Source organism: Phenylobacterium sp. (assembly GCF_031181185.1).
Lineage (GTDB): Bacteria > Pseudomonadota > Alphaproteobacteria > Caulobacterales > Caulobacteraceae > Phenylobacterium.
In genome coordinates, this window is the sequence record NZ_JAPSKZ010000039.1 from 1 (window position 1) to 25234 (window position 25234).

The following is a 25234-nucleotide window of genomic DNA, read 5'->3' on the forward strand; positions in this document are numbered from 1 at the left end:
GGGCGCCGACTTCGAGGTCGAGAACGGCGAGGTGCTGTACGCCCTGGGCGCCATCCGCAACGTCGGCCTCCAGGCCATGGAGCACGTGGTGCAGGTGCGCCGCGAAGGCGGCCCGTTCCGGGACATTTTCGACTTCGTCGAGCGGGTCGATCCCAAACAGGTCAACAAGCGCACCTTCGAGACCCTGGCCCGGGCCGGCGCCTTCGATGCAATATACCCGAACAGGGCCGAGCTGATCGCCTCGGCCGACGCCCTCGTGGGCCATGGGCAGGCGCTGGCGTCGGACCGGGCTGAAGGCAAGGTCAGCCTGTTCGGGGACGATCTTTCTGGCGGCCACCGGCCGCGCCTTACGAAGGCCGAGCCCTGGACCCCCACCGAGCGGCTGGACGAGGAGCTGGCGGCCGTCGGCTTCTACCTGTCGGGGCACCCGCTGGACGACATGATCGAGGCGCTGCGCCGCCGGCGCACCGAGCTCCTGACCGACGCGGTGGCCAAGGCGCTCGCCGGGGCCGAGGCGCTGCGCATGGCCGGTGTCATCCGCCGCAAGCAGGAGCGGCCGTCGCGCAGCGGCGAGAAGTTCGCCTTCGTGACCTTCTCCGATCCCACCGGCGAGTACGAGGTGCTGTTCCCGCCGGAATCGCTGAAACGCTGCCGCGACCTGCTGGAGCCCGGCAAGGCGGTGGCGATCACCGTGCGCGCCAAGGCCAACGAGGGCGAGGTGCGCTTCTTCGGCGACAGCGTCGAGCCGGTGGAGAAGGCCGTCGAGAACGTCGTCGCCGGGCTGCGCGTCCACGTCTCGCCCCGCAGCGCCGAGATCGAGGCGCTGAAGGCGCGGCTGGAAGCGGTGTCGAACACGCGGGGCGGCGAGATCATCGTCGTCGCCCCGCTCGATGGCGGCCGCGAGGTGGAGCTGAAGCTGCCTGGCCGCTTCACCCTCAACAACGCCGCCCGGGGCGCGATCAAGACCGCGCCGGGCGTGGTGTTCGTCGAGGACATCTAGGCCCGAAAACCGCGTTCGGCGAACTTGCCGGCCAAGCTTGGCCTTCCTAGATCACGGACGCCGCGGGGAGGCGGCGTCGTCCATGCTGCTGTTCTGCCGTCGCCTGGGTCCCGCCGGGTTCCTCGCCGCCTTCGTCCTGACGGCGCCCGCCGCGGCGGAGGAGGCGATCGCCACCGCAGGCGGGACCCCGCCGCCCGCCGAAGCCGCGCCGGTCAAGCGCTTCGAGTCGGTCACCGAGCAGTCGCTCGAGGACGCCTGGTGGACGGGCCCGATGCTGGCGTCCGGCGCCGGCACCCTGCCGAAGGGGCGCTGGCTGGTGGAGCCGTACCTCTTCGACGTGAAGACCGACGGCGTCGATGCATTCGGCTCGCTGACGTATGTCCTCTACGGCCTCCACGACCGCGTGACCGTGGGCGTGATCCCGACCTTCAGCTACGCCAAGGTGGATGGCGGCCCCGACGGCTCGCGCGTTCGGGCCGGCGACCTCACGGTGCAGGCGCAGTATCGGCTGACGCAGTTCAGGAAGGGCGGCTGGGTGCCCACGACCTCCATCGTGCTCCAGCAGACCCTGCCCACGGGCAAGTACGACCGCCTGGACGGCCGCGCCGCCGACGGGGTGGGCGGTGGCGCCTACGCCACGACCCTGGGCTTCTACGCTCAGACCTACGCCTGGATGCCGAACGGCCGCATCGCGCGCCTGCGCCTCAACACGTCTGCGACCGCTGCGCGAGCGACGGATGTCCGGGACGACAGCGTCTATGGCACGCCGGCGGGCTTCCGCGGCCGAGCCAAGCCCGGCGCCTCTCTGCTGGTGGACGCAGCCGTAGAATACAGCGCCACTCAGAACTGGGTGCTGGCGCTGGACCTGGTCTACCGCCACGACGAGCCTACCAAGGTAAGCGGCGTCGCCGCGGACGGAGCGCTTGTCCGCTACGACAGCGGCAGCCATGACAGCTTCGCCATCGCGCCGGCCGTGGAGTACAACGTCTCGCCGACGCTGGGCTTCCTGTTCGGGGTGCGGGTCATCCCGGCGATCGGCGGCCGGCAGGCGTCGGTCACCCCGGCCGTGGCCGTCAACATGATCTACTAGGGCGGCGGCCCCCGGGCCCGCGGCTTGATTTTCCGGCGCTTAGCGCCTACATGCGCGCCTCATCCCACACGCAGGTGTTCGGCGTGGGCGGGGAGACATCCCGTCCCATCACCGTTCCGGTCCTCGGTTCCGAGGGTTGCCTGCGGAGGTTTAACCGGAAGAAAGACGAGATACAGACGATGGCTCTGCCTGACTTTTCTATGCGCCAGCTGCTGGAAGCCGGCGCCCACTTCGGCCACCAGACGCACCGCTGGAACCCGAAGATGGACAAGTACATCTTCGGCGCCCGTTCCAACATCCACATCATCGACCTGTCGCAGACGATCCCGCTGCTGCACCAGGCGCTGGTGAAGGTCCGTGAAGTCGCCGCGGGCGGCGGCCGGATCCTGTTCGTGGGCACCAAGCGTCAGGCCTCGGACCCCATCGCCACGGCGGCCAAGCGCTGCGCCCAATACTACGTGAACCACCGTTGGCTGGGCGGCACGCTCACCAACTGGCGCACCGTGTCGGGCTCGATCGCGCGTCTGCGCGAACTCGACTCCGTGATCTCGGGCGAGGGCCAGGGCCGTTCCAAGAAGGAACTGCTGCAGCTCACCCGCGAGCGCGACAAGCTCGAGCTGAGCCTGGGCGGCATCAAGGACATGGGCGGCATCCCCGACCTGATGTTCGTGATCGACACCAACAAGGAAGCGATCGCGATCCAGGAAGCCCGGAAGCTGAACATCCCGGTGATCGCCATCCTGGACACCAACTGCAATCCGGACGGCATCACCTATCCGATCCCCGGGAACGACGACGCCGCGCGCGCCATCCAGCTCTACTGCGATCTGGTGGCCGACTCGATCCTCGACGGCCTGGCCGCCGGCCAAGCCGCCGCGGGCGTGGACCTGGGCGCTTCGGAAGCTCCGGTCGAGCCCACGCTGGCCCGCGAACTGACGCCGGAACCGGCGGCTGAACCCGAGGTCACCGCGCCGGAAGCTGCGGCCCTCGAAGCCGAGATGACCGGCGCCGAAGCCCCGGCCGAACAGTCGGGCGAAGAACAGGCCGGCTAAGCGCCCTCGGGCGCTGGCTGACACGAAACTCTGATGGCGAGCCCTCATGAAGGGGGCTCGTCACGATTCTAGCTTTTGAAGGAGCTGACCATGGCGGAAATCACCGCTGCGCTGGTCAAGGACCTGCGCGAAAAATCCGGCGCCGGCATGATGGACTGCAAGAAGGCGCTGCAGGAGAACAACGGCGACCTCGAAGCCTCGATGGACTGGCTCCGCACGAAGGGCCTGTCCAAGGCGGCCAAGAAGTCGGACCGCGCGGCCGCCGAAGGCCTCGTGGCCGGCAAGGTCGCCGGCGACGGCAAGACCGGCGTGCTGGTCGAGTTCAACGCCGAAACCGACTTCGTGGCCAAGAACGACTCGTTCCAGGCCGCGGCCCGTGAGTTCGCGGACGTGGCGCTGACCGTCGACGGCGACGTCGAGGCCATCCGCAACGCCAAGACCTCGAAGGGCGAAGCCGTCCAGGACGTGATCACCAACCTGATCGCGACCATCGGCGAGAACATGCAGCTGCGCCGCGCCGCCAAGCTGAGCGTCGATCAGGGCGCCGTGTCGCTGTACCTGCACAACAAGCAGGGCGACGACGTGGCCCGCCTGGCCGTGCTCGTGGCCCTGGAAGGCGCGGGCGACCAGGCCGTGCTGCAGGAAGTCGGCCGCAAGATCGCCATGCACGTGGCCGGCACGCCGACCCCGCCGCTGGCGCTCAACTCGGATGAGCTGGATCCGGAAGTCGTCGCCAAGGAGCGCGAAATCCAGACCCAGACCGCGATGGAATCGGGCAAGCCCCGGGAAATCGCCGAGAAGATGGTCGAGGGCCGCATCCGCAAGTGGCAGGAAGAAGTGGTGCTTCTGAAGCAGCCCTTCGTCATGAACCCTGACCAGACCATCGAGGAGCTCGTCGCTGAGACCTCGAAGCAGGTCGGCTCACCGCTGAAGGTGAAGGGCTTCGTGCGCTTCGCCCTGGGCGAGGGCGTCGAGAAGAAGGTCGACGACTTCGCGGCCGAAGTGGCCTCGATGACCAGCGCGAGCTAGGCGCTCGACCGAAACTGACCCTTTGGGGGCGCGGCGCGTTCGACGCGCGCCGCGCCCTTGATGTATCTACTTCCCGCCCACCAGGAATCCGGACTCCGATGACCGACGCCAAGCCCCGCTACAAACGAGTGCTGTTGAAGGTTTCGGGCGAAGTCCTGATGGGGGACCAGCCGTTCGGCATCGACACCAACACCCTCGAGCGGACGGCCGAGGACATCGCCGAGGTGGTGCGCACCGGCGTCCAGCTGTGCCTGGTGATCGGCGGCGGCAACATCTTCCGGGGAGTCTCGCTCGCCGGCCGCGGCATGGAGCGGGCCAGCGCCGACTACATGGGCATGCTGGCGACCGTGATGAACGCGCTGGCCCTGCAGGCGGCGCTCGAGAAGATCGGCGTCTACACGCGCGTGCAGTCCGCGATCCCGATGGAGGCGGTCTGCGAGCCCTACATCCGCCGCCGCGCCCAGCGGCACCTGGAGAAGGGGCGGGTCGTGATCTTCGCCGCCGGCGTCGGCGCGCCGTTCTTCACGACGGACTCGGGCGCTGCGCTGCGTGCGGCCGAGATGGGCTGCGAGGCGCTGTTCAAGGGCACCAGCGTCGACGGCGTTTATACCGCCGATCCCAAGAAGGACGCCGACGCCCAGCGCTACGAGACCCTGAGCTACACGGACGTGCTGGCCAAGGACCTGCGGGTCATGGACGCCTCGGCCGTCAGCCTGATGCGCGACAACCAGATCCCGATCGTGGTGTTCTCGATCCGGGAGCGCGGCAATTTCCTGAAGGTGCTGAAGGGCGAGGGGACCTTCACCACCATCGCCTAGCGGCCTAGTTTCAGCGCCAATCGAATTCGAACGGGAGACAACACCGTCATGGCCACCACCGAGAAGCCCGTGCTTTCCAAGTACAAGGACCGCATGGAGAAGGCCGTCGCGGCGCTGAAGGAAGAGTTCGGCTCGCTGCGGACCGGCCGCGCCTCCGCTAGCCTGCTCGACCAGATCCACGTCGAGGCCTACGGCTCGTCGATGCCGCTGAACCAGGTGGCCGCCGTCAGCGTCCCCGAGCCACGGATGATCAGCGTCAGCGTCTGGGACCGCGGCATGGTGGTCTCGGTCGAGAAGGCGATCCGCCAGTCGGACCTGGGCCTGAATCCCGTCGTCGATGGCCAGAACCTGCGCATCCCGATCCCGCCGCTGACCGAGGAGCGCCGCAAGGAGCTCGCCAAGGTCGCCAGCCGCTACGCCGAGCAGCAGCGGGTCGCCGTGCGCAACATCCGGCGCGACGCCAACGAGGACCTGCGCAAGGCCCAGAAGGACAACGTCATCAGCCAGGACGAAGAAAAGCGCATGGAGTCCGAGGTCCAGAAGATGACCGACGAGGCGATCAAGCGCATCGACGAAGCCTTGAAAACCAAAGAACAAGAGATCATGCAGGTCTGACCCGGCGCTTCGCCGGCACGCCTCCCAGGATCATCCCGACCGATGGCCGCCCAAGACAAGACGCCGTTCGCGGGCGCGCCCGACCCGGGGCAGGGCGCCCAGGGCCGGCCGCTGCACGTCGCCATCGTCATGGATGGCAACGGCCGTAGGGCCAAGCGCCGCGGCCTGCCGCGCACGCTGGGACATCGCGAGGGCGTCGAGGCGCTGAAACGGACGGTCGCGGCGGCGGGCGAGCTCAACATCCGGTGGCTGACGGTCTTCGGCTTCTCCACCGAGAACTGGAGCCGGCCGGCGGCCGAGGTGGCCGAGCTGATGGCGCTGCCGAAGCGCTACTTCGAAAGCGATATCGCCCGGCTCGAACGCGAGGGCGTGCGCGTGCGCGTCATCGGGCGCCGTGAGGGGCTCTCGGCCGAGCTGGTGAAGATCATCGAGGGCGCCCAAGAGCGCACCGCGAACAACGACCGCTTCTTCCTGAACATCGCCTTCAACTACGGCGGCCAGGCCGATATCGCCGACGCCGCGCGACGCTTCGCAGAAGAGGTCGCCACGGGCCGCGCAAAGCCCGAGGACCTGGACGAGCGCCGCTTCACCAGCCTGCTGGCCACGGCCGACTCGCCGCCACCGGACGTGATCATCCGGCCCTCGGGCGAGCAGCGGCTGTCGAACTTCCTCCTGTGGGAAGCCGCCTATGCCGAACTCGTCTTCCAGGACGTGCTGTGGCCCGACTACGGGGCCGAGCACCTGAAGGCGGCGCTGGCGGCTTTTTCCGCGCGGGACCGGCGCTATGGCGCGATCGTGGCCGATGACGTCCTCGCCGCCGGCTAAGCGGTTCGACTGGTCCAACCTCGGCCTGCGGATCGCCTCGGCCGTGGTGATCGCGCCGGCCGCGGTGGGCGCCGCCTGGCTGGGCGGCTGGCCCTATCTGGTGCTCATCGCGATCGGCGTCGCCCTGCTGGCGCTGGAGTGGGGCGGCATGAGCGCGCCCGTCGCGCCGACGCGGGTCTCCGCCGCTGTCACCGTCGCCGTTCTCGCCAGCGTGTTCCTGGCCTACCAGGACCAGGATGTGCTGGCCTGGAGCGCCGTGGCGGTGGGCGCACTGGCCGCCGCCCTGGTCGCGCGGGGCGTGGCCGAACGGCCGGCCGACGCGGCGTTCGGGGTGATCTACATCGCGCCGGCGGCCATCTGCCTCGTCTGGCTGAGGTCCACGGACCAGGGCCACTGGTGGATGATGACCCTGTTCGCGGCCACCTGGGCCGCCGACATCGGCGCCTTCGCCGTCGGCAGCCTGCTGAAGGGGCCCAAGCTGTGGCCCCGGTTCTCGCCCAACAAGACGTGGTCGGGGTTCGTGGGCGGGCTGGCCGCCTCGTCGCTCGCCGGCCTCGCCATGGCGCTGTTCAGCGTTTTCCAGCTCAACCTCATCGCCGCAGCCTTCGTGGGCCTCTGCGTGGGCCTCGCGACCATGGCCGGCGACCTCTGGGAATCGGCCCTCAAGCGACGCTTCGGGGTGAAGGACTCGGGTGACCTCATCCCCGGCCACGGCGGTCTGCTGGACCGGGTCGACGGGCTGATGTTCGCCGTGGTCGTGATGGCCGTGGTCCGGCTCGCCAACATCTGGGGATGGCATTGAATCTGCCGCGTAAGGTCAGCGTCCTGGGCTCCACCGGCTCGATCGGGGTCTCGACCCTGGATCTCTTCGAACAGGCGGGCGTCGAGGTGGAGGTCGTGGCCCTGACGGCCGGCCGCAACGTCGAGCGCCTCGCCGACCAGGCGTTGCGCTGGCGCCCCAAGCTGGCGGTGATCGAGGACGAGGCGGCGCTGCCGCGGCTGCGCGAGCGGCTCAAGGGTTCGGGCATCGAGGTCGCCGCCGGCGCCTCGGCCGTTGCGGACGCCGCAGCTGCGGACGCTCAGTGGGTGATGTCGGCCATCGTCGGCTTCGCGGGCCTGGCGCCCACGCTGGCGGCCGCGAAGGCCGGGGCGGTGATCGCGCTCGCCAACAAGGAAAGCCTGGTCTGTGCAGGGCCGTCGCTCCTGCGGACGGCGAAACTCGCCGGCGGCGCCGTCGTGCCGGTCGATTCGGAGCATTCGGCGATCTTCCAGGTGCTGGACCCCGCCGTAGCGGGCCAGGTCTCGCGCCTGATCCTGACGTCCTCCGGCGGGCCCTTCCGGGCGGCTACGCGCGATCAGATGGCGGCCGCAACACCGGAGCGAGCGCTGGCGCACCCGAACTTCTCAATGGGCGCCAAGATTTCGATCGATTCCGCGACCATGATGAACAAGGGACTGGAGGTCATCGAGGCCGCCTACCTGTTCTCCATGCCGCCAGAACGGATCGAAGTCCTGGTCCACCCGCAACAGATCATCCACAGCCTGGTCGAGTACGCCGACGGGTCGACGCTGGCCCAGCTCGGGCCGCCAGACATGCGCCCGCCGATCGCCTGCGCCTTCGCCTGGCCCGACCGGCTGCCGTGGCCCGCGCCGAAGCTCGATCTGGTCAATGCCGGCCCGCTGACGTTCGAGCACCCCGACGCCGACCGCTTCCCGGCGCTCCGTATCGCCAAGGAAGCGCTGAAGGCTGGCGGTCACGCGCCGGCGGCCATGAATGCGGCCAACGAGCGCGCCGTGGCGGCCTTCCTTGACCGGCGCATCGGCTTCCTGGACATCAGTTCCGTGGTCTCCGAGACGCTGGAACGGCTGGACGGCATGGATTTCGCAGCGGACAACAGCGACGCCCTGGAGTGCGCCAGAACGACCGACGCGGAAGCGCGCCGGGTGGCGGACGACGTAGTGGGCGGCCTGGCCACGGCCTGATGGAGTGATCGCGGCGATGCAGATCTTCAACGACTTCCTGCTCACCGCGGTGTGCTTCGTCCTCGTCCTGGGGGTGGTCGTCACCGTCCACGAGCTGGGTCACTTCCTGGCCGCCAAGTGGCTGGGGACCAAGATCGACCGCTTCTCCATCGGCTTCGGCCGGGCGATCGCCAGCTGGCGCGACAAGGCCGGCGTCGAGTGGCGCATCGGCTGGGCGCCGCTGGGCGGCTACGTCCGCTTCGCCGGCGACGACAACGCCGCCTCCCTGCCGGATTCCGAGGACTTGGCCGAGATGCGTCGCGACCTCGTGCGCCGGGAAGGCGAGGGGGCGCTGTCGCAGTACTTCCACTTCAAGCCCCTCTGGCAGCGGGCGATCATCGTGGCCGCGGGGCCGTTCGCGAACTTCGCTTTGGCGATCGCCATCTTCGCCGGCCTGCTGATGAGCTTCGGCGAGGTCGTGCTGCCGTTCCGGGTGGCGCAGGTGACGCCGAACAGCGCCGCCGAGGCCGCCGGTTTCCGGCCGGGCGACCTGATTGTCGAAGCCAACGGCCGCGAAGTTCGCCGCTTCGACGAGGTGCAGCAGCTGGTGCGCGTGCGGGCCGAGGTACCGACCCGGTTCGTGGTCGAGCGCGGCGGGCAGCGCGTGGTGCTGGTGGCGACGCCGCGCTGGGAGACCCAGAGCGACGCCGTGGCCGGCGAGCAGCGCGTGGGCGTCCTGGGCCTGGCGCCGTCGCAGCGCTACGAAGATTTCGTGCGCGTCCGCTATGGGCCCGTCGAGGCGCTCGTGGGCGGCGCCAAGCGCACCTGGAACGTGCTCGAGACCAGCGTCTATTACCTTGGCCGAATGGTGACGGGGCAGGTCGGAACCGACCAGTTACGCGGACCGCTCGGCATCGCCAGCGTCACCAAGAACGTCGCCCAGATCGGCGCCGAGGGCGCGCCCTCTGTCGGCCACATGCTGCTGGGCGCGGGCCTGAACCTTCTGCAGCTGGTGGCCCTGATCTCGGTCAGCATCGGCTTCATGAACCTGCTGCCGGTTCCGGTGCTCGATGGCGGGCATCTGCTCTTCTATGCCTACGAAGCGATCGCGCGGCGCCCTCTTGCCGCCAAGGTTCAAGCTGCAGGGTACCGCGTAGGCCTTGCGCTCGTCCTCGGTTTGATGTTGTTCGCGACTTGGAACGATTTGCAGCGCCTGCGTGTGTTCAATCTGTTCGGCGGCCTATTCTCCTAGGCTCTCGGTCCCACAAAACGGCTGATTCGATGCTCAAGACCCGCGCCCGCAGCGCTGCGCTCGCCTCAGGGCTTGCCCTTCTCCTGGGCTCGACCGCTCTCGTCGCGCCAACGCTCGCCTACGCCCAGCAACAGACGGGCGTGGTGCAGCGCATCCTCGTGCAGGGCAACGAACGGATCGAACAGGCGACGGTCGTCTCGTACCTGCCGGTGCAGGTGGGCGAGACCGTCACGCCCGAGAAGATCGACCTGGCGCTGAAGGCGCTGTTCCGGACCGACCTCTTCGCCGACGTGAAGATCGACTACCAGAACGGCGACATGGTCATCACTGTCGTCGAGAACCCGATCATCAACCGGGTGATCTTCGAGGGGAACTCGGGCCTCAAGGAAGACAAGCTGCGCGACGAGGTGTCGATTCGTCCGCGCGGCATCTTCACCCGCGCCAAGGTCCAGAACGACGTGCAGCGCATCGTCGAGCTCTACCGCCGTTCGGGCCGGATCTCGGCCACGGTGACGCCGCAGATCATCGAGCTGCCCCAGAAGCGCGTCGACCTGATCTTCAAGATCGACGAGGGTCCGAAGAGCGGCATCCTCTCGGTCAACTTCCTCGGCAACAAGGCCTTCTCGGACAACGACCTGCGCGACGTGGTCGTGACCGAGGAGAGCCGTTGGTACAAGTTCTTCTCGAACAACGCCAACTACGACCCCGACCGCCTGGAATACGACAAGGAGCAGCTGCGGAAGCACTATCGCAACCGCGGCTACTACGACTTCCGGGTCTCGTCCGCGGTGGCCGAGCTCGCGCCCGACAAGAACGGCTTCGTCGTCACCTACACGGTGGACGAGGGCCCGCGGTACGACTTCGGCAAGGTCGAGGTGCAGACCGAGCTGCAGAAGCTCGACAAGAACGTGCTGGTGGCGCTGCTGCCGATCCGCGAGGGCCAGACCTATCAGGACGAGGCGATCGAGCAGGCGACCGACGCCCTGACCTTCGCCGCCGGGGCCGCGGGCTTCGCCTTCGTGGATGTCCGCCCGAACTACACGCCGAACCGCGAGACGCGGAAGGTGGACGTCACCTTCCAGGTCCGCGAGGGACCGCGGGTGTACGTCGACCGCATCGACATCGTCGGCAACACCCAGACGCTCGACTATGTGATCCGCCGCGAGATGAGCGTGGTCGAGGGCGACGCCTACAACCGCGCCCTCGTGGACCGTTCGCGCCGGCAGATCCGCGCCCTGGGCTTCTTCAAGGAAGTCGAGATCACCGAGACGCCCGGCTCGGCGCCCGACCGCACGGCGCTGCAGGTGAAGGTCGAGGAACAGCCCACCGGCGAACTGTCGTTCAGCGCCGGCTACTCCTCGGTCGACCAGCTGGTGCTGGACCTGGGCATCACCCAGCGCAACTTCCGCGGCCGCGGCCAGGACGTGCGTGCGCGGGTGTCGGTGGGTTCCCTGCGCCAGCAGCTGGACTTCTCGTTCACCGAGCCGCGCTTCCTGGGCCGTGATGTGGCCGCCGGCATCGACGTCTACGGCTACCGCATCGACTACTCGGAGTACGCCTCCTACAAGACGAGCACCTACGGGACGACGCTGCGGGCCAACTTCCCGCTCAGCCTGAACTCGCGCGGCTCGCTACGCTACACGCTGCGCCAGGACGACATCGAGATCCCAAATTCGGACTTCTACTGCAACGGCGACCCGAACGATCCGACCAGCGGTCCCTCGATGTCGCAGGCGCTCTGCGGGCAGCTGGGCTCGCGCCTGACCTCGCTGGTGGGCTACGGCATCCGCTTCGACCGCCGGAACGACTACCTGAACCCGACGCGCGGCTTCTACGTCGACTTCGTGCAGGACTTCGCCGGCGTCGGCGGCAACGTGAACTATGTGCGCAGCGAGGTGGAAGGCGGCTGGTACCACGGCTTCAACAAGGACTTCATCCTCAGCCTGACCGGCTCCGCCGGCTACGTCGAAGGCTGGGCCGGCGACAACGTCCGGATCAACGACCGCTTCTACAAGGGCGGGAACACCTTCCGCGGCTTCGAGACCGCCGGCATCGGCCCGCGCGACATGACCAATGCGCGCGAAGACGCTCTGGGCGGCAAGGCCTACGCGATCGGCTCGATGGAGCTCACCGTGCCGACCTTCCTGCCCGAGCAGTATGGCATCAAGGCCGCGCTGTTCACCGACGTCGGTACGCTGGGCCTCCTCGACAAGGAGGACAGGCAGTGCCCGCCGCCCGGCACGACGGAATGTCCTCTGGGTTCGGAAGACCCGCTGATCAAGGACGATCTGTCGCTTCGCGCTTCGGCCGGTATCAGCATCTTCTGGCGTTCGCCGATGGGTCCGATCAGGTTCGACTTCAGCCGCGTTTTGGCCAAAGAGGACTACGACAAGACCGAGACCTTCCGGTTCTCCACCTCAACCAGGTTCTAGGAAACATATGAACTTCAAGACCTTCGCCGCGGCGGGCTGCGCCGCGACCGCCATCCTGGGCCTCGCGGGCCAGGCTGCCGCTCAGCAGCGTCCCGCGGCCCCGGCCGCTACGCCTCCCGTCGCCCAGACCAACGCCGGCCCGGCGGTGACCCATGGCGCGCCCGTTCCGGGCGTCTGCATCCTGTCGATCCAGGGCGCCATCGGCGGCTCGACCGTCGGCCGCTATGTCGACACGCGGATGCAGCAGATCATCCAGCAGGTGAACGCCGAGCTGAACAGCGAGCGCACGGCCATCGAGAACGAGGGCAAGACCCTCGACACCCAGCGCGCCACCCTGGACCGCACCACGCTCGAGCAGCGCACCGCGGCCCTGCAGGTCCGCGTCAATGCGCTGCAGCGCAAGGCCGCCCAGCGCGAACGCGAAGTCCAGGCGACCGAGCAGAAGGCCATCGGCCGCGTCGGCCAGGAGATGGAGCCGCTGATCCGCCAGGTGTACCAACAGCGCCAGTGCTCGGTCCTGCTGAGCCGTGAAGCCATCGTGCTGGGGAACCCGGCCATGGACATCACGCCGGGCGTGGTCCAGGCGCTGAACGCCAAGATCACCCAGTTCGCGTTCGACCGCGAACGTCTGGACCAGCAGGCGCCGGCCGCCGCGGCCCCCGCGCCGGCCCAGACCACGCCGCAGCGCCGCTAGCGGCTGGCGCGGGTCGAGCTTTCTGCGCTAGGCGGAGCCATGCCCGATCCGCGCTTCTTCGAAGACCTGGGACCTGTCCCCCTCGCCGAGCTGGCCAAGCTCGGCGGGGCGGAACTGGCTGCGCCCGAGGCGGGCGAACGGCTGATCGGCGCCGTGGCCGTGCTGGCGCACGCGGGACCTGACGCGGTCACCTTCCTGACGGATCGCAAGCACGCCGCGGGCCTGACGGGTCGGCCCGCCGCCTGTTTCGTGCAGGCGAGGGACGCCGCGCTGCTGCCCGAAGGCTGCGCGGCCCTGATCTGCGCCAATCCGCAGGGATCCTACGCGGCCGCGGCCCAGCGGCTGCACCGGCCGCGTGTCGGCGGGGCTGAAGCACGCGGCGCCGACGTCGAGCTCGAGCCGGGCGTCCTGATCGAGGCGGGCGTCGTGCTGGGGGCAGGCGTGAAGATCGGCCGCGGCACGCGGATCGGCGCGAACACGGTCCTCGGTCCCGGCGTCGCCATCGGCCGCGACTGCGACATCGGTCCGAACGTCACCGTCGGTTTCACGCTGATGGGCGACCGGGTTCGCATCCTCGCGGGTGCGCGCATCGGCGAACCTGGCTTCGGCGCGACGGCCGGACCCAAGGGCCTGGTCGACATTCCCCAGCTGGGGCGCGTGATCATCCAGGACGGCGTGACGATCGGGGCGAACACCACGATCGATCGCGGCGCCTTCGATGACACCGTGATTGGCGAGAACACCAAGATCGACAACCTGGTGCAGATCGCCCACAACGTGCGCGTGGGACGGAACTGCGTCATGGCCGCCCACACCGGCATCTCCGGCAGCGTGGTGATCGGCGATGGGGCGCAGTTCGGCGGGCGCGCGGGCGTGGCCGACCACGTGACGATCGGCGCCGGAGCCCGGGTGGGCGCCGCCGCGGGCGTTATGAAGGACATTCCGGCCGGAGAGACCTGGGGCGGCATGCCCGCCCGGCCGATCCGGCTGTGGCTCAAGGAGACCGCGTGGCTCGCCCGGATGGCGAACCGCAAGGGGGCCGAAGGTAGAGGGACTGGCGAATGACGCGCAAGGCGCCGGCGGGGCAGGACCCCACACAGATCGACATCACCGAGGTGCTGGAGCGGATCCCGCACCGGTATCCCTTCCTGCTGGTCGACCGCTGCGAGGAGTACAAGCCCAGCGAGTCGATCGTCGGCATCAAGTGCGTGACGGTCAACGAGCCGTTCTTCCAGGGCCACTTCCCCGACTATCCGGTGATGCCGGGCGTGCTGCTGATCGAAGCCATGGCCCAGACGGGCGCCGTCCTGATGTCCAAGTCGCTGGAAGTCGACACCGCCGGCAAAGCCATCTTCTTCATGTCGGCCGACAACTGCCGCTTCCGGGCGCCGGTGCGTCCGGGCGACGTGGTCCGGATGCCCGTCCGCGTCGTGAAGCACCGCGGCGACGTCTTCAAGTTCGCCGGCCAGGCGATCGTCAACGGCAAGGTCGCGGCCGAAGCCGAGTTCGCCGCCATGGTCGTGGAGACCTGAGCCCCTTGTCCATCGAGGTCCACCCCACCGCCCTGGTCGCTGAGGGCGCCGAACTGGCCGACGGCGTCGTTGTCGGCCCGTTCTGCATCGTCGGACCCCGGGCGAAGATCGGCGCCGGCACGCGCCTGCACGCGCATGTGGTCGTCGAGGGGCGCACCACCCTGGGCGCCGGCAACCAGGTCCATCCTTTCGCCGTGCTGGGCGGCCCGCCGCAGCATACGGCCTACAAGGGCGAGGACACCGAGCTCGTCGTCGGCGACAACAACATCATCCGCGAACACGCCACGATGAACATCGGAACGCCGCACGGCGGCGGCGTGACCCGGGTGGGCTCCAACGGCTTCTACATGATCGAGTCCCATGTGGGGCACGACTGCGTCGTGGGCGACAACGTCATCCTGACGAAACAGGCGACGCTGGGCGGCCACTGCCTGATCGGCGACTTCGTGATCGTGGGCGGCCTGGCGGCCGTGCACCAGTTCACCCGCGTCGGGCGCCACGCCATGATCGGCGGCCTGGCGGCCGTGGTGAAGGACGTGATCCCCTATGGCTCGGTCTGGGGCAATCACGCCCACCTCGAGGGCCTGAACCTCGTGGGCCTGAAGCGGCGGGGCTTCGACCGCGAGACGATCAACACCCTACGCGCCGCCTATCGCCTGCTGTTCGCCGACGAGGGCACGTTCCAGGAGCGCCTGGAGGACACGGCCCAAACCTACGCCCATTGCCCGCAGGTGATGGAGATCATCGAGTTCATCCGCGCCGACGGCAGCCGTCCACTCTGCCTGCCCGAACGCGAAGTCTGATGAAGAAGCTGGGGCTGATCGCCGGCGGCGGCGGGCTGCCTGTCGAGATCGCCGAGCACTGCGAACGCTCGGGCCGGCCGCTGTTCGTGATCCGGCTGAAGGGCTTCGCCGGCGCGCAGCTCGCACCCTATGCCGGCGCGGAAGTGGGTCTGGCCGAGGTCGGCAAGTGCATCAAGGCCCTGAAGCGCGCCGGCTGCGAGGCGGTCTGCCTGGCCGGCATCGTGGCCCGTCCCGATTTCACGAGCCTGGTGCCCGACCTGCGGGGCCTGAAGCTGCTGCCCAAGGCGATCGCGGCCGCCCGCCAGGGCGACGACGCCCTGCTGCGCCTGCTCGTCGGCGAGTTCGAGAAGGAAGGCTTCGAGGTGCAAGGTGCGCACGAGGTCATGGACGACCTCTCGCTGCCCGCCGGCTATCTCGGCCGCCGCGCCGCCGGCGATGCAGATCTTCAGGACGCGCGACGCGCGTTGGCAGTCGCGCGCGCCGTCGGCCAGCTGGACGTGGGCCAGGCCGCCGTCGTCGCGCACGGCCTCGTGCTGGCCGTCGAAGCCCAGGAGGGGACCGACGCCATGTTGGCCCGTGTCGCGGACCTGCCGACGCACCTGAAGGGGATGCCCGGAGCCGGCCGGGGCGTGCTCGCCAAGGCGCCGAAGCCGATCCAGGAGACCCGTGTCGACCTGCCGACCATCGGCCTCGCGACCGTGCAGGGCGTCGCCCGCGCCGGCCTGGCGGGCATCGTGGGTGAGGCGGGCAGGCTGCTGGTGCTGGATCGCGAGGCGGTGATCGCGCTGGCCGATGAGCTGGGCGTCTTCATTCTGGGCGTCGAGGCGGAAGGACAGTGACCGTCGATCGGCTCACGGTCATGCTGGTCGCCGCCGAGGCGTCGGGCGACGACCGTGGCGCCGGACTGATGCGCGCCTTGAAGCGTCGGTTGGGCGAGCGCGTACGCTTCGTGGGCGTGGGCGGCGCGCGCATGCGCCACGAGGGCCTCGACAGCCCCTTCGACATCGCTGAGCTGTCGGTGCTGGGATTGTTCGAAGGGCTCGCCGCCTATCCCAGGGTGCGCCGGCGCGCGAGGGAGGCCGCCGCGATCGCCGCGCGCGAACGGCCCCGCGTCGCGGTCCTCATCGACTCCTGGGGCTTCACGCTTCGCGTGGCTCAGCGGCTGCGGAAGGCGGCTCCCGAGCTGCCGCTGGTGAAGTACGTCGGCCCTCAGGTCTGGGCCTCGCGACCGGGCCGCGCCAAGACGACGGCGGCTACCTACGACCGGCTTCTGTCGATCCACGCGTTCGACGCCCCGTACTTCGAGGCGGCCGGTCTGCCGGTCACCTTCGTCGGCAATTCGGCGCTGGCCGCCGATTTCTCCAACGCGGACCCGGACCGGCTGCGCCGCCAGATCGGCGCGCGGCCCGACGATCCGATCCTGCTGGTGCTGCCCGGCAGCCGCCCCGGCGAGATCGAGCGGGTGCTGCCCGCCTTCGCGGACGCCGCCGCCCGGCTCAAGGCCGAACGGCCCGGCCTGCACGTGATCGTTCCCGCGGCCGAGACGGTGGCCGAGATGGTCAGGGCCCGAGTCGCCGCCTGGCCGCACCGGGCGCATGTGGTGGAAGGCGAGGGGCCGCGCCGAGACGCCATGAAGGCCGCGACGGTGGCGCTGGCCTGTTCGGGCACGGTGACGACGGAGCTGGCCCTCGCGGGCTGTCCGATGGTCGTGGGCTACAGACTGGGCGCCGTGACGCACGCGATCCTCAAGCGGCTGATCACCACCAGGTACGTGACGCTGTTCAACATCGCCGCCCAGGACTTCGTCGCCCCGGAGCTGATCCAGGACGACTGCAACGGACCTGCGCTCGCCAGGGAGGCGGCGCTGCGCCTGGATGATCCGGCGCTTCGCGCGCGGCAGGTCGCGCGTCAGTTCGAGGCGCTGGACAAGATGGGCCGCGGCGGACCCGATCCGGACGATGCGGCCGCGGACGCCGTCCTGGATCTGCTCCGGCCGGGCTAAGCCAGTTCGCTTGCGAAGCGGCGGGCAGGTGGCGCAAACGCGGCCGTCTCCATCTCGAAGATCTCGGGCGTCGCGGGCTCGAGGCCGGCCGCTTCCATCGCCGGCGCGACGGTGTCGGCCAGAAACCGGTTCAGCTGGTCGCGATCTTCCCACGCCTCGACGACGCAGAGTTCGCCGTCCCGATGGCCGTACAGATGAATGAGGGCCCCGGTTGGGGCCGGCGACAGCGGCACCCGCGCCCGGAACGCCGCATACGCCTCGGGTGAGATCCGGTCGGACCGGTAGATGGCCATGACAGCCATGATAGCCTCCAGCTTGCTCGTTGAACGACGTTATCCGATCGGCGACGCTGAGGCTTTTTCAGGCTGGGCGCAACCTCGGCGCGTACGTGCGCGCAAGAAAAAAGGCCGGCCTTGCGGCCGGCCTCTTCCGGAAGGATGCGGCGGCTCAGCCCCGCTTGTCGACGCTCACGTAGTCCCGTTGCGGAGCGCCCGTGTAGAGCTGCCGCGGACGGCCGATCTTCTGGGACGGATCTTCGATCATTTCCTTCCACTGGGCGATCCAGCCGACCGTGCGGGCCAGAGCGAACAGCACGGTGAACATCTCGGGCGGGAAGCCCAGGGCGCGCAGCGTGATGCCCGAGTAGAAGTCGACGTTCGGATAGAGCTTGCGTTCGATGAAGTAGGGATCATTGAGCGCGATCTTCTCGAGCTCCATCGCCACCTTCAGCAGCGGGTCGTCGGCGTTGCCGACCTCGGCCAGCACCTCGTGGCAGGTGGTCTGCATGACCTTCGCCCGCGGGTCGTAGTTCTTGTAGACCCGGTGGCCGAAGCCCATGAGGCGGTAGCGGCGATCCTTCACGCCCTGGACGTACTCAGGGATGCGATCGACGGTGCCGATCTCCTTGAGCATGTTCAGCGCCTCCTCGTTCGCCCCGCCGTGGCTGGGGCCCCAGAGGCAGGCGATGCCGGCGGCGATGCAGGCGAACGGGTTGGCGCCGGACGAGCCGGCGAGGCGGACCGTCGAGGTGGACGCGTTCTGCTCGTGGTCGGCGTGCAGGATGAAGATGCGGTCCATGGCGCGCGTCAGGACCGGGTTCGGCTTCCAATCCTCGGCCGGGACCGAGAAGCACATGCGCAGGAAGTTCTCGGCGTACGAGAGGTCGTTGCGCGGGTACACGAACGGCTGCCCGCGCGAGTACTTGAACGCCCGCGCCGCGATCGTCGGCATCTTGGCGATCATGCGGTGCGTGGCGATCATCCGGTGCTCGGGATCGTCGATGTTCGTGCTGTCGTGGTAGAAGGCCGACAGCGCGCCCACGGCGCCGACCATGATGGCCATCGGGTGAGCATCCCGACGGAAGCCCATGAAGAACCTATCGAACTGCTCGTGCAGCATGGTGTGATAGGTGATGTTGTGCTCGAACTCGGTGTACTCAGCCGCCGTCGGCAGCTCGCCGTGCAGCAGCAGGTAGCAGACCTCGAGGAAGCTCGACTTCTCGGCCAGCTGGTCGATCGGGTAGCCGCGGTGCAGCAGCACGCCCTTGTCGCCGTCGATGAAGGTGATCTTGCTTTCGCAGGACGCCGTCGACGTGAAGCCCGGATCGTAGGTGAAGACGTCGGCTTCAGCGTACAGCTTTCGGATGTCGACGACGTCCGGTCCGGCTGTGCCCTTCAGAACGGGGAGTTCGACGTCCTTGCCGCCGATGCCGATCTTCGCCGTGTCGCCCATGCGGACCCCTTTCGCGGATGCGAGATGAAACGCTCGTTTGGCGGCCTTATAGCGCTTTACGCGGAGCGCGAAAGCGCATCGTCGAGCCGCGCCAGACTTTCCTGCCGGGTAAGGGCCACCATGGTCCCCGCCAGGTCAGGCGCCGGCGCTCCGCCCGAGAGGACGGCGCGCAACTGCGGACCGAACTTGCCGATGCCCACGCCCTCGCGTTCGGCGAACGCGCGGATCGCAGCCTCCAGGTCCGGCACGTCCCAGTGGGGTAGGGCGCCAAGGGCCTCCCGCAGGCGCGAAAGGCGGCCGAGCATCTCCTCGGTCATGGCGGCCTGGGCCTTCTCCGGAAGCTCCAGCGGCCGGCGCTTGAGCGCGAAGACCACGGCGTCCGCCAGCTCCAGGATCGTCTTGGCGCCGTCACGCACGAACGGGATGGTCCGCTCGATCACCGCGATGTCGCCGGCCTCCAGCGGCCAGTCGCGGCTGGCCAGCACGTTCTCCACGAGCGTCGCCAACCGGACAGGCTCGGCCTGACGGATGTAGTGGTTGTTGAGGTGGTTCAGCTTCGCCCAGTCCAGGCGGGCCGGTGCGCTGACCACGTCCTTGATGTCGAACCAGGCGATCGCCTGCTCGTCCGAGAAGATCTCATCGTCGCCATGACCCCAGCCCAGCTTGGCGAGGTAGTTGCGCATGGTCTCGGGCAGATAGCCCATGGCCTCGAAGTCGGTGACCGACTGCGCACCGTGGCGCTTCGATAGTTTGGCGCCGTCGGGGCCGTGGATCAGCGGCAGGTGCGCCCACACCGGGACGTCCCAGCCGAGGCCCTGGTAGATCAGCGTTTGGCGCGCGGCGTTGTTCAGGTGGTCGTCGCCGCGGATCACATGCGTGATGCCCATGTCGTGGTCGTCGACGACCACAGCCAGGTTGTAGGTCGGGGTGCCATCAGTGCGCAGCAGGATCAGGTCGTCGAGCGACTTGTTCTGGAACCGCACCTCGCCCTTCACGGCGTCCTGGATCACGGTGTCGCCCTCCTGCGGCGCCTTCAATCGCACGACGAAGGGCCGGTCAGGAGCGTCGTTGGGCGAGGCGTCGCGCCAGGGCGAGCGCACCACGCGTCCTTCGGCGCGGGCCAGCTCGCGCTCGGCCTCCAGCTCCTCGGGCGTCATGTAGTCGCGATAGGCGGCGCCGCGGGCGAGCAATTCGTCGACGGCCTCACGGTGACGCGCCGCGCGCGCGAACTGGAACACCGGCGCGTCGTCCGCCTCGAGGCCCAGCCACTTCAGCCCCTCGAAAATGACCTGTACGGCCTCTTCGGTCGACCGTTCCCGGTCGGTGTCCTCGATGCGCAGCAGGAACTTGCCGCCGGTGTGGCGCGCGTAAAGCCAGTTGAAAAGCGCGGTCCTCGCCGTGCCAATGTGCATCATGCCGGTGGGCGAGGGGGCGATCCGAGTGCGGACGGGACGGTCGGGCATCGAGCTCGAAGGGTCTGGGGAAGTGGGCGGGAGCGCCGAGGCGGCGCCTCTTAGCACGCGCGTTCGCCGCGCTGCCAGCCTTCGCCGGATCTGGGCGGCCGTGCGCGAGCAGGCCCAGGCCCAGGCGGACCGCTGGACGCTGTGGACGCCGGTGGCGTTCGGCGCCGGCTGCGCCGTTTACTTCGGCTTGCCAAGGGAGCCGCAGGCGTGGGTGGCCTGGGCGATGCTCGCCGCGGCGCTCGCGCTGCTCGCGGCCTCAGGACGCTGGGCCGGCGGACGCGCCGCGGTCGTCGCCTTGGCGCTGTCCGGCTTCGCCTTGGGCGGATTTGCCGTCGCCAAGCTGCGCGCCGGGAGCGTGGCCGCGCCCGTGGCGCTCGCGGGCGCCAGGCCGCAGATCGTCGAAGGGTGGGTGCTCGACATCGCGCCCCCCGGCGAGGGCGGCCAGCGGTTGCTGATCGCCCCGACCCGGATCGGCGACTGGCCGGCCGAGGCCACGCCGATCCGCATTCGCGTGACCCTCAGGCCGGGCACGCCGCTGCCGGCGCCCGGCGAGGCTGTGCAGGTCTTCGCGATCCTCAATCCGCCCCCGCCGCCGGCGAGCCCCGGCGCCTACGATTTCGCCCGCGACGCCTTCTTCGAGAGCGTCGGGGCCGTGGGTCTGGCGCTGCGGCCGCCGGAGGCGATCCAGCCCGCTGCCGCCGCGCCGTGGCGCCTGCGGCTTGCGATGAAGGTCAACGCCGTCCGTTGGGGGCTAACCCAGCGGATCGTCTCCACGCTCGGCCCGGAGAGCGGCGGCCTCGCGGCGGCCATGACCACGGGCCACGAGGCCCATATTCCCAAGGAGCAGGTCGAGAACCTGCGTGCGGCCGGTCTCGCCCACATCATCTCGATCAGCGGCCTGCACATGGCCATCGTGGGCGGGTTCGCCTTCGCGGCCGCCCGCCTGGCGGTGGCGGCTTGGCCGTGGTTGGCGCTGCGGGTCTCCGGCAAGAAGCTCGCGGCCCTCGTAGGTCTCGCCGCCGTGGGCGGCTATCTCGTTCTGTCCGGCGCGCCGCCGCCGGCCGAGCGTGCGGCGATCACGGCTGCCGTGGCCTTCGCCGCGATCCTGGTCGACCGCCAGGCGATCAGCCTGCATGCGCTGGCGCTCGCGGCGATGGGCGTCCTGTTGCTGCAGCCGGAGGCGGTGACCGAGCCGGGTTTCCAGATGTCGTTCGCCGCGACCGCCGCCCTCGTGGCCCTCGCCGAGGCCTGGCCGACCCCCGTACGGGAGATCTCCACGCCGTGGTGGATCCGCTGGCCTCAGGCGGTGGCGACCTGGACCGCCGTGAGCCTCGCCGTCAGCTTCGTGGCCGGTCTCGCGACCGGCCCGTTCGCCATCCAGCACTTCAACCGCGTCTCCACCTGGGGCCTGCTCGCCAATCTGGCGGTGGCGCCGATCTCCTCGTTCCTGCTGATGCCGGCGCTCGCCATCGGGGCCGCGCTCGCGCCGCTCGGGCTCGGCCGTGCGCCGCTGGAGGTGGCGGGCTTCGCCATCGAGCTGATAAACCGCGTCGCGTCCTGGGCCGCCTCGGCGCCTATGGCCCAGACGCTGATCCCCAGCGCGCCGGCTTGGACCCTGCCGGCCTCGTTCCTGGGCCTTCTGTTCGTCTGCCTCTGGCGCGGCTGGCTGCGTTGGGCGGGCCTGCCCCTGGCGCTGGCGGTGTTGTGGGCGCCCCGGCCGCCCACACCCGATGTCTGGATCAGCGCCGACGGCGCGGCCGTGGCAGTGCGCGAAGGGGGTGAGGCCGTCCTGCTGCGGCCGGACGTGAAGCTGTTCGGGGCCGAGTTGTGGTCGCGGCGGCGGGGCCTCGAGCCGCTCACCAGCGAGCTGGAGCGCGACGCGCGCTTCCAGTGCGACCGCTGGAGTTGCGCGCCCGGGCCTGACGCTCCGGTGCGATTGGCTGCGGCCTGGAACCTGCGCCGGCCGCTGAAGGCGGGCCGCCTGGAGCAGCTGTGCGGCACTGCGGAGTTGGTGATCCTCCGGAACGACTTTCGGCCGCAGAGTTGCGCGGCGCCGATGGTGCTCACGGGCGCCGACTTCCGGGCGGGCGGTTCGGCCGAGCTCTACCGCCAGACGGAGGGGACCTGGCGCATCGTCTGGGCCCAGGACTTGCGGGGACGTCGCCCTTGGACCTGGGGCTTCGACCCGCGATGATGTTTGCTAAGCCCCTCCGGGCGAGGGTGCGATCGGGCGAGATCACCCGCACCGTCCGCATCTGGCAGTCGCCACGGGTGAGGGTGGGGGCCCGCTATCGGCTGCTCGACGGCTGGATCCAGGTCACGCGCCTGCAGGAGATCGATCTGGCGGACGTGACGGAGGCCCTCGCGCGCGAGACTGGCTTCGACGGCCTGGCGGCGCTCATGGAAACCGCCCGCCACGGGCGTGGCGAGCGGGTGTTCCTGGTCGATTTCGTGTTCGTGGCGCCTAGCGCGCCAGCCCCTAGTGGTATCGACGAATGAGGCCCACCAGCCGGCCCTGCACCGAAACCTGGTCGGGACCGAAGATGCGGGTCTCGTAAGCCGGGTTCGCCGCTTCGAGGGCGATGGAGGCGCCCTTCTTCCGCAGGCGCTTCAGGGTCGCCTCCTCGCCGTTGACCAGCGCCACGACGATGTCGCCCGAGTTGGCGCTGTCCGTCCGACGGATCACCACGAAGTCGCCGTCGAGGATGCCGGCGTTGATCATCGAGTCGCCCTGGATCTCGAGGACGAAATGCTCGCCCGCGCCCAGCATCACCTCGGGCACCGGCAGGCGGTCGCGTTCCTGCTGGATGGCCTCGATCGGCGTGCCGGCCGCGATCTTGCCGAGGATCGGCAGCTCGCGCGTGTCGTTGGCGGCGATGGGCATTTCCTTGCCCGCGTCCACCAGCTGCGGCTTGAACGGCGCGCGGCCCTTCGGCGGGGCGGCGGTCGTGGCCTGCTGCGGCAGGCGGACGACTTCCAGGGCCCGGGCCCGGTGCGGCAGGCGCCGCAGGAAACCACGCTCTTCCAGCGCCGTGATGAGCCGGTGGATGCCCGACTTCGAGGCGAGGTCGAGAGCTTCCTTCATCTCGTCGAACGAGGGCGAGACGCCGGTTTCCTTGATCCGCTCGTGGATGAACATGAGCAGTTCATGCTGCTTGCGGGTGAGCATGTCAGGCGACCTCTGGAACAAAGCGCAAACGTTGTTTGATGTTCTGTAGATGTTCCTCATTAATGTCAAGTTACGAACGATCCCGCTGAAAACGCGGAAGAACTTCTGTCAGCAGCGGTGGAGAATCGGCGACTCAGCCGAGCAGGGCGCGGGTCGCGGCCGTCACGTCGTCCTGACGCATCAGGCTCTCGCCGACCAGCATGGCCTTCGCGCCGCACCGTTCGAGCCGGGCCGCGTCGGCGGGAGTGAAGATGCCGCTCTCTGTGACCAGCAGGGCCTCCCGAGGCGCCTGCGCCGCCAGCCGCTCGGTGGCGGCCAGGTCGACGGTGAAGGTGCGCAGGTCGCGGTTGTTCACGCCCACGAGGTCGGCGCCCAGGTGGCCGGCGCGTTCCATTTCCGCCTCGTCGTGGACCTCGACCAGGGCGTCCATGCCGAAGCGGCGGGCCTCGGCCATCAGATCGGCGGCCAGGGCGTCGTCGACCATCGCCAGGATGACCAGGATGGCGTCCGCGCCCAGGCCGCGGGATTCGGCCACCTGCCAGGGATCGACGAGGAAGTCCTTGCGGATGCAGGGCAGCCGCACGGCATCGCGCGCAGCGGCCAGATAGCTGTCGTGCCCCTGGAAGGAGGGTCCGTCGGTCAGAACGGACAGGCAGGCCGCGCCGCCGTCGGCGTAGGCCCGCGCCAGGGTCGGTGGGTCGAAGTCCGCGCGGATCAGCCCCTTCGACGGAGACGCCTTCTTGATCTCGGCGATGAGCGCGAGGCGGCCGGGCTCGTGGGCCTGTTCGAGGGCGCGCCGGAAGCCGCGCGGCGGGGTCGCCAGCCGCGCCTCGACCTCCACGTCTGCAAGGCCCCGGAGCGCCTTGCGGGCGGCGACCTCGTCCCGCTTGTAGGCGGCGATCTTCTCCAGGATGTCGCTCATGCGGCGGTCGCCTCGACCAGTTTGTCGAGCGCCGCCTGGGCGCGGCCGTCGTCCAGGATGGCGCCCGCCAGTTCGACGCCCTCGCGCAGCGTCTCCACCAGCTCACCCACAAGGAACGCCGCCGCGGCGTTCAGGGCGACGATGTCCCGGTAAGGACCGGGCTCACCCGCCAGCAGCCGACGCAGGGCTGCGGCGTTGTCGGCCGGCGAGCCGCCCGTGAGGTCGGCCAGGGCCGCGCGACGGAGACCCACGGCCTCGGGCGTGACCGTGAATAGACGCACCTTGCCGTCCCGCAATTCGGCCACGGCCGTCTCGCCGGTCGTGGTCATCTCGTCGAGGCCCGAGCCGTGCACCACCCAGGCGCGCTCGGAACCCAGCGCGCCGAGGGCCTCGGCCAGCGGCTTCACCCAGCGCTCGGCATAGACCCCGATCACCTGCCGCTCGGCGCCGGCCGGATTGGTCAGCGGACCCAGCAGGTTGAAGATGGTCCGGAAGCCCAGCTCGGCGCGGATGGGCGAGACGTGGCGCATGGCGCTGTGATGCGCCGGCGCGAACAGGAAGCAGATGCCGGCCTCGTCTAGCGCCTTCAGCTGCGCCTCGGGTGGGGCGGCGATGTTGACGCCGAGCTCGGTCAGCACGTCGGCGGTGCCGGACTTCGACGACATGGCCCGGTTGCCGTGTTTGGCGACCTTGAGCCCGCCGCCGGCCACTACAAAACCGACCGCCGTCGAGATGTTCAGGGTGTGCAGGCCATCGCCGCCGGTGCCGCAGACGTCCATGGTGGGGAAGGGCGGCTCGAGCCGGATCGCCGCTCGGCGCATCGCCCGTGCGCAGGCGGTGATC

The 25234-nt window shown here is 69.5% G+C and carries 25 protein-coding genes; 19 read left to right on the plus strand and 6 right to left on the minus strand.

Annotation, left to right across the window (positions count from 1 at the left end; all coding sequences use genetic code 11):
- The 17 genes from RIF93_RS06915 to lpxB all read left to right on the plus strand — a co-directional run.
- The coding region (locus RIF93_RS06915; RefSeq protein ID WP_309089753.1) for an OB-fold nucleic acid binding domain-containing protein at positions 1-1000 on the plus strand (1000 nt) is incomplete at its 5' end.
- Positions 1001-1082: 82 nt separating this feature from the next.
- On the plus strand, positions 1083-2090 hold the full coding sequence (locus RIF93_RS06920; RefSeq protein ID WP_309089755.1) for a transporter: 1008 nt from the start codon (positions 1083-1085) through the stop codon (positions 2088-2090).
- A 179-nt stretch (positions 2091-2269) separates the two neighbouring features.
- Positions 2270-3142, plus strand: coding sequence for a 30S ribosomal protein S2 (gene rpsB, locus RIF93_RS06925; RefSeq protein ID WP_309089757.1), 873 nt, complete (start codon positions 2270-2272; stop codon positions 3140-3142).
- 90 nt (positions 3143-3232) lie between these two features.
- Positions 3233-4171, plus strand: a complete 939-nt coding sequence (gene tsf, locus RIF93_RS06930; protein WP_309089759.1) for a translation elongation factor Ts — start codon at positions 3233-3235, stop codon at positions 4169-4171.
- Positions 4172-4269: 98 nt separating this feature from the next.
- Positions 4270-4989, plus strand: a complete 720-nt coding sequence (gene pyrH, locus RIF93_RS06935) for a UMP kinase (RefSeq protein WP_309089761.1) — start codon at positions 4270-4272, stop codon at positions 4987-4989.
- A 48-nt stretch (positions 4990-5037) separates the two neighbouring features.
- Positions 5038-5604: a ribosome recycling factor gene (gene frr / locus RIF93_RS06940; protein ID WP_309089763.1), complete on the plus strand. Its 567-nt coding sequence runs from the start codon at positions 5038-5040 to the stop codon at positions 5602-5604.
- A gap of 42 nt (positions 5605-5646) precedes the next feature.
- Positions 5647-6429, plus strand: a complete 783-nt coding sequence (uppS, locus tag RIF93_RS06945; RefSeq protein WP_375163852.1) for a polyprenyl diphosphate synthase — start codon at positions 5647-5649, stop codon at positions 6427-6429.
- Positions 6407-7231: a phosphatidate cytidylyltransferase gene (locus RIF93_RS06950; RefSeq protein ID WP_309089765.1), complete on the plus strand. Its 825-nt coding sequence runs from the start codon at positions 6407-6409 to the stop codon at positions 7229-7231. The genes uppS and RIF93_RS06950 overlap by 23 nt, the downstream gene beginning before the upstream one ends.
- On the plus strand, positions 7222-8412 hold the full coding sequence (gene dxr / locus RIF93_RS06955) for a 1-deoxy-D-xylulose-5-phosphate reductoisomerase (protein WP_375163853.1): 1191 nt from the start codon (positions 7222-7224) through the stop codon (positions 8410-8412). Before RIF93_RS06950 ends, dxr begins: the two co-directional genes overlap by 10 nt.
- A gap of 16 nt (positions 8413-8428) precedes the next feature.
- Positions 8429-9643 carry an RIP metalloprotease RseP gene (gene rseP, locus RIF93_RS06960; protein WP_309089766.1) on the plus strand — a complete coding sequence of 405 codons (1215 nt, stop codon included), beginning with the start codon at positions 8429-8431 and terminating at the stop codon, positions 9641-9643.
- A gap of 29 nt (positions 9644-9672) precedes the next feature.
- The gene (bamA, locus tag RIF93_RS06965; RefSeq protein WP_309089768.1) at positions 9673-12075 is read left to right on the plus strand and encodes an outer membrane protein assembly factor BamA; all 2403 of its coding nucleotides are present in this window, start codon (positions 9673-9675) and stop codon (positions 12073-12075) included.
- A 7-nt stretch (positions 12076-12082) separates the two neighbouring features.
- Positions 12083-12769, plus strand: coding sequence for an OmpH family outer membrane protein (locus RIF93_RS06970; RefSeq protein WP_309089770.1), 687 nt, complete (start codon positions 12083-12085; stop codon positions 12767-12769).
- Between the two features lie 39 nt (positions 12770-12808).
- Positions 12809-13834, plus strand: coding sequence for a UDP-3-O-(3-hydroxymyristoyl)glucosamine N-acyltransferase (lpxD, locus tag RIF93_RS06975; RefSeq protein ID WP_309089771.1), 1026 nt, complete (start codon positions 12809-12811; stop codon positions 13832-13834).
- The gene (fabZ, locus tag RIF93_RS06980; protein WP_309089773.1) at positions 13831-14301 is read left to right on the plus strand and encodes a 3-hydroxyacyl-ACP dehydratase FabZ; all 471 of its coding nucleotides are present in this window, start codon (positions 13831-13833) and stop codon (positions 14299-14301) included. The genes lpxD and fabZ overlap by 4 nt, the downstream gene beginning before the upstream one ends.
- 11 nt (positions 14302-14312) lie before the next feature.
- Entirely contained in the window at positions 14313-15104 is a 792-nt protein-coding gene (lpxA, locus tag RIF93_RS06985; protein WP_309089796.1) for an acyl-ACP--UDP-N-acetylglucosamine O-acyltransferase, read from the plus strand.
- The gene (locus RIF93_RS06990; RefSeq protein WP_309089774.1) at positions 15104-15943 is read left to right on the plus strand and encodes a UDP-2,3-diacylglucosamine diphosphatase LpxI domain-containing protein; all 840 of its coding nucleotides are present in this window, start codon (positions 15104-15106) and stop codon (positions 15941-15943) included. The genes lpxA and RIF93_RS06990 overlap by 1 nt, the downstream gene beginning before the upstream one ends.
- Positions 15940-17106: a lipid-A-disaccharide synthase gene (gene lpxB / locus RIF93_RS06995; RefSeq protein ID WP_309089776.1), complete on the plus strand. Its 1167-nt coding sequence runs from the start codon at positions 15940-15942 to the stop codon at positions 17104-17106. The genes RIF93_RS06990 and lpxB overlap by 4 nt, the downstream gene beginning before the upstream one ends.
- Here the strand turns inward: lpxB and RIF93_RS07000 are convergent.
- The 3 genes from RIF93_RS07000 to gltX all read right to left on the minus strand — a co-directional run bounded on the left by RIF93_RS07000 (position 17103) and on the right by gltX (position 20300).
- Positions 17103-17408 carry a hypothetical protein gene (locus tag RIF93_RS07000; protein ID WP_309089777.1) on the minus strand — a complete coding sequence of 102 codons (306 nt, stop codon included), beginning with the start codon at positions 17406-17408 and terminating at the stop codon, positions 17103-17105. The genes lpxB and RIF93_RS07000 overlap by 4 nt on opposite strands.
- A 145-nt stretch (positions 17409-17553) precedes the next feature.
- Positions 17554-18837 carry a citrate synthase gene (gene gltA / locus RIF93_RS07005; RefSeq protein ID WP_309089779.1) on the minus strand — a complete coding sequence of 428 codons (1284 nt, stop codon included), beginning with the start codon at positions 18835-18837 and terminating at the stop codon, positions 17554-17556.
- Positions 18838-18893: 56 nt separating this feature from the next.
- A complete protein-coding gene (gene gltX, locus RIF93_RS07010) occupies positions 18894-20300 on the minus strand; it encodes a glutamate--tRNA ligase (RefSeq protein WP_309089780.1) in 1407 nt (468 codons plus the stop codon).
- Positions 20301-20400: 100 nt separating this feature from the next.
- On the opposite strand from gltX, the gene RIF93_RS07015 reads away from it, so the two are divergent.
- Positions 20401-22494, plus strand: a complete 2094-nt coding sequence (locus RIF93_RS07015) for a ComEC/Rec2 family competence protein (protein ID WP_309089782.1) — start codon at positions 20401-20403, stop codon at positions 22492-22494.
- Positions 22495-22520: 26 nt separating this feature from the next.
- Entirely contained in the window at positions 22521-22799 is a 279-nt protein-coding gene (locus RIF93_RS07020) for a hypothetical protein (RefSeq protein WP_309089784.1), read from the plus strand.
- Here RIF93_RS07020 and lexA read toward each other — a convergent pair.
- The 3 genes from lexA to trpD all read right to left on the minus strand — a co-directional run.
- The gene (lexA, locus tag RIF93_RS07025; protein ID WP_309089786.1) at positions 22780-23469 is read right to left on the minus strand and encodes a transcriptional repressor LexA; all 690 of its coding nucleotides are present in this window, start codon (positions 23467-23469) and stop codon (positions 22780-22782) included. The genes RIF93_RS07020 and lexA overlap by 20 nt on opposite strands.
- A 133-nt stretch (positions 23470-23602) precedes the next feature.
- Complete coding sequence (gene trpC / locus RIF93_RS07030; RefSeq protein ID WP_309089788.1) at positions 23603-24391, minus strand: indole-3-glycerol phosphate synthase TrpC; 789 nt, start codon at positions 24389-24391, stop codon at positions 23603-23605.
- Positions 24388-25234: anthranilate phosphoribosyltransferase (gene trpD, locus RIF93_RS07035; protein ID WP_309089790.1), on the minus strand; the 847-nt coding region annotated here is incomplete at its 5' end. The genes trpC and trpD, both read right to left, overlap by 4 nt.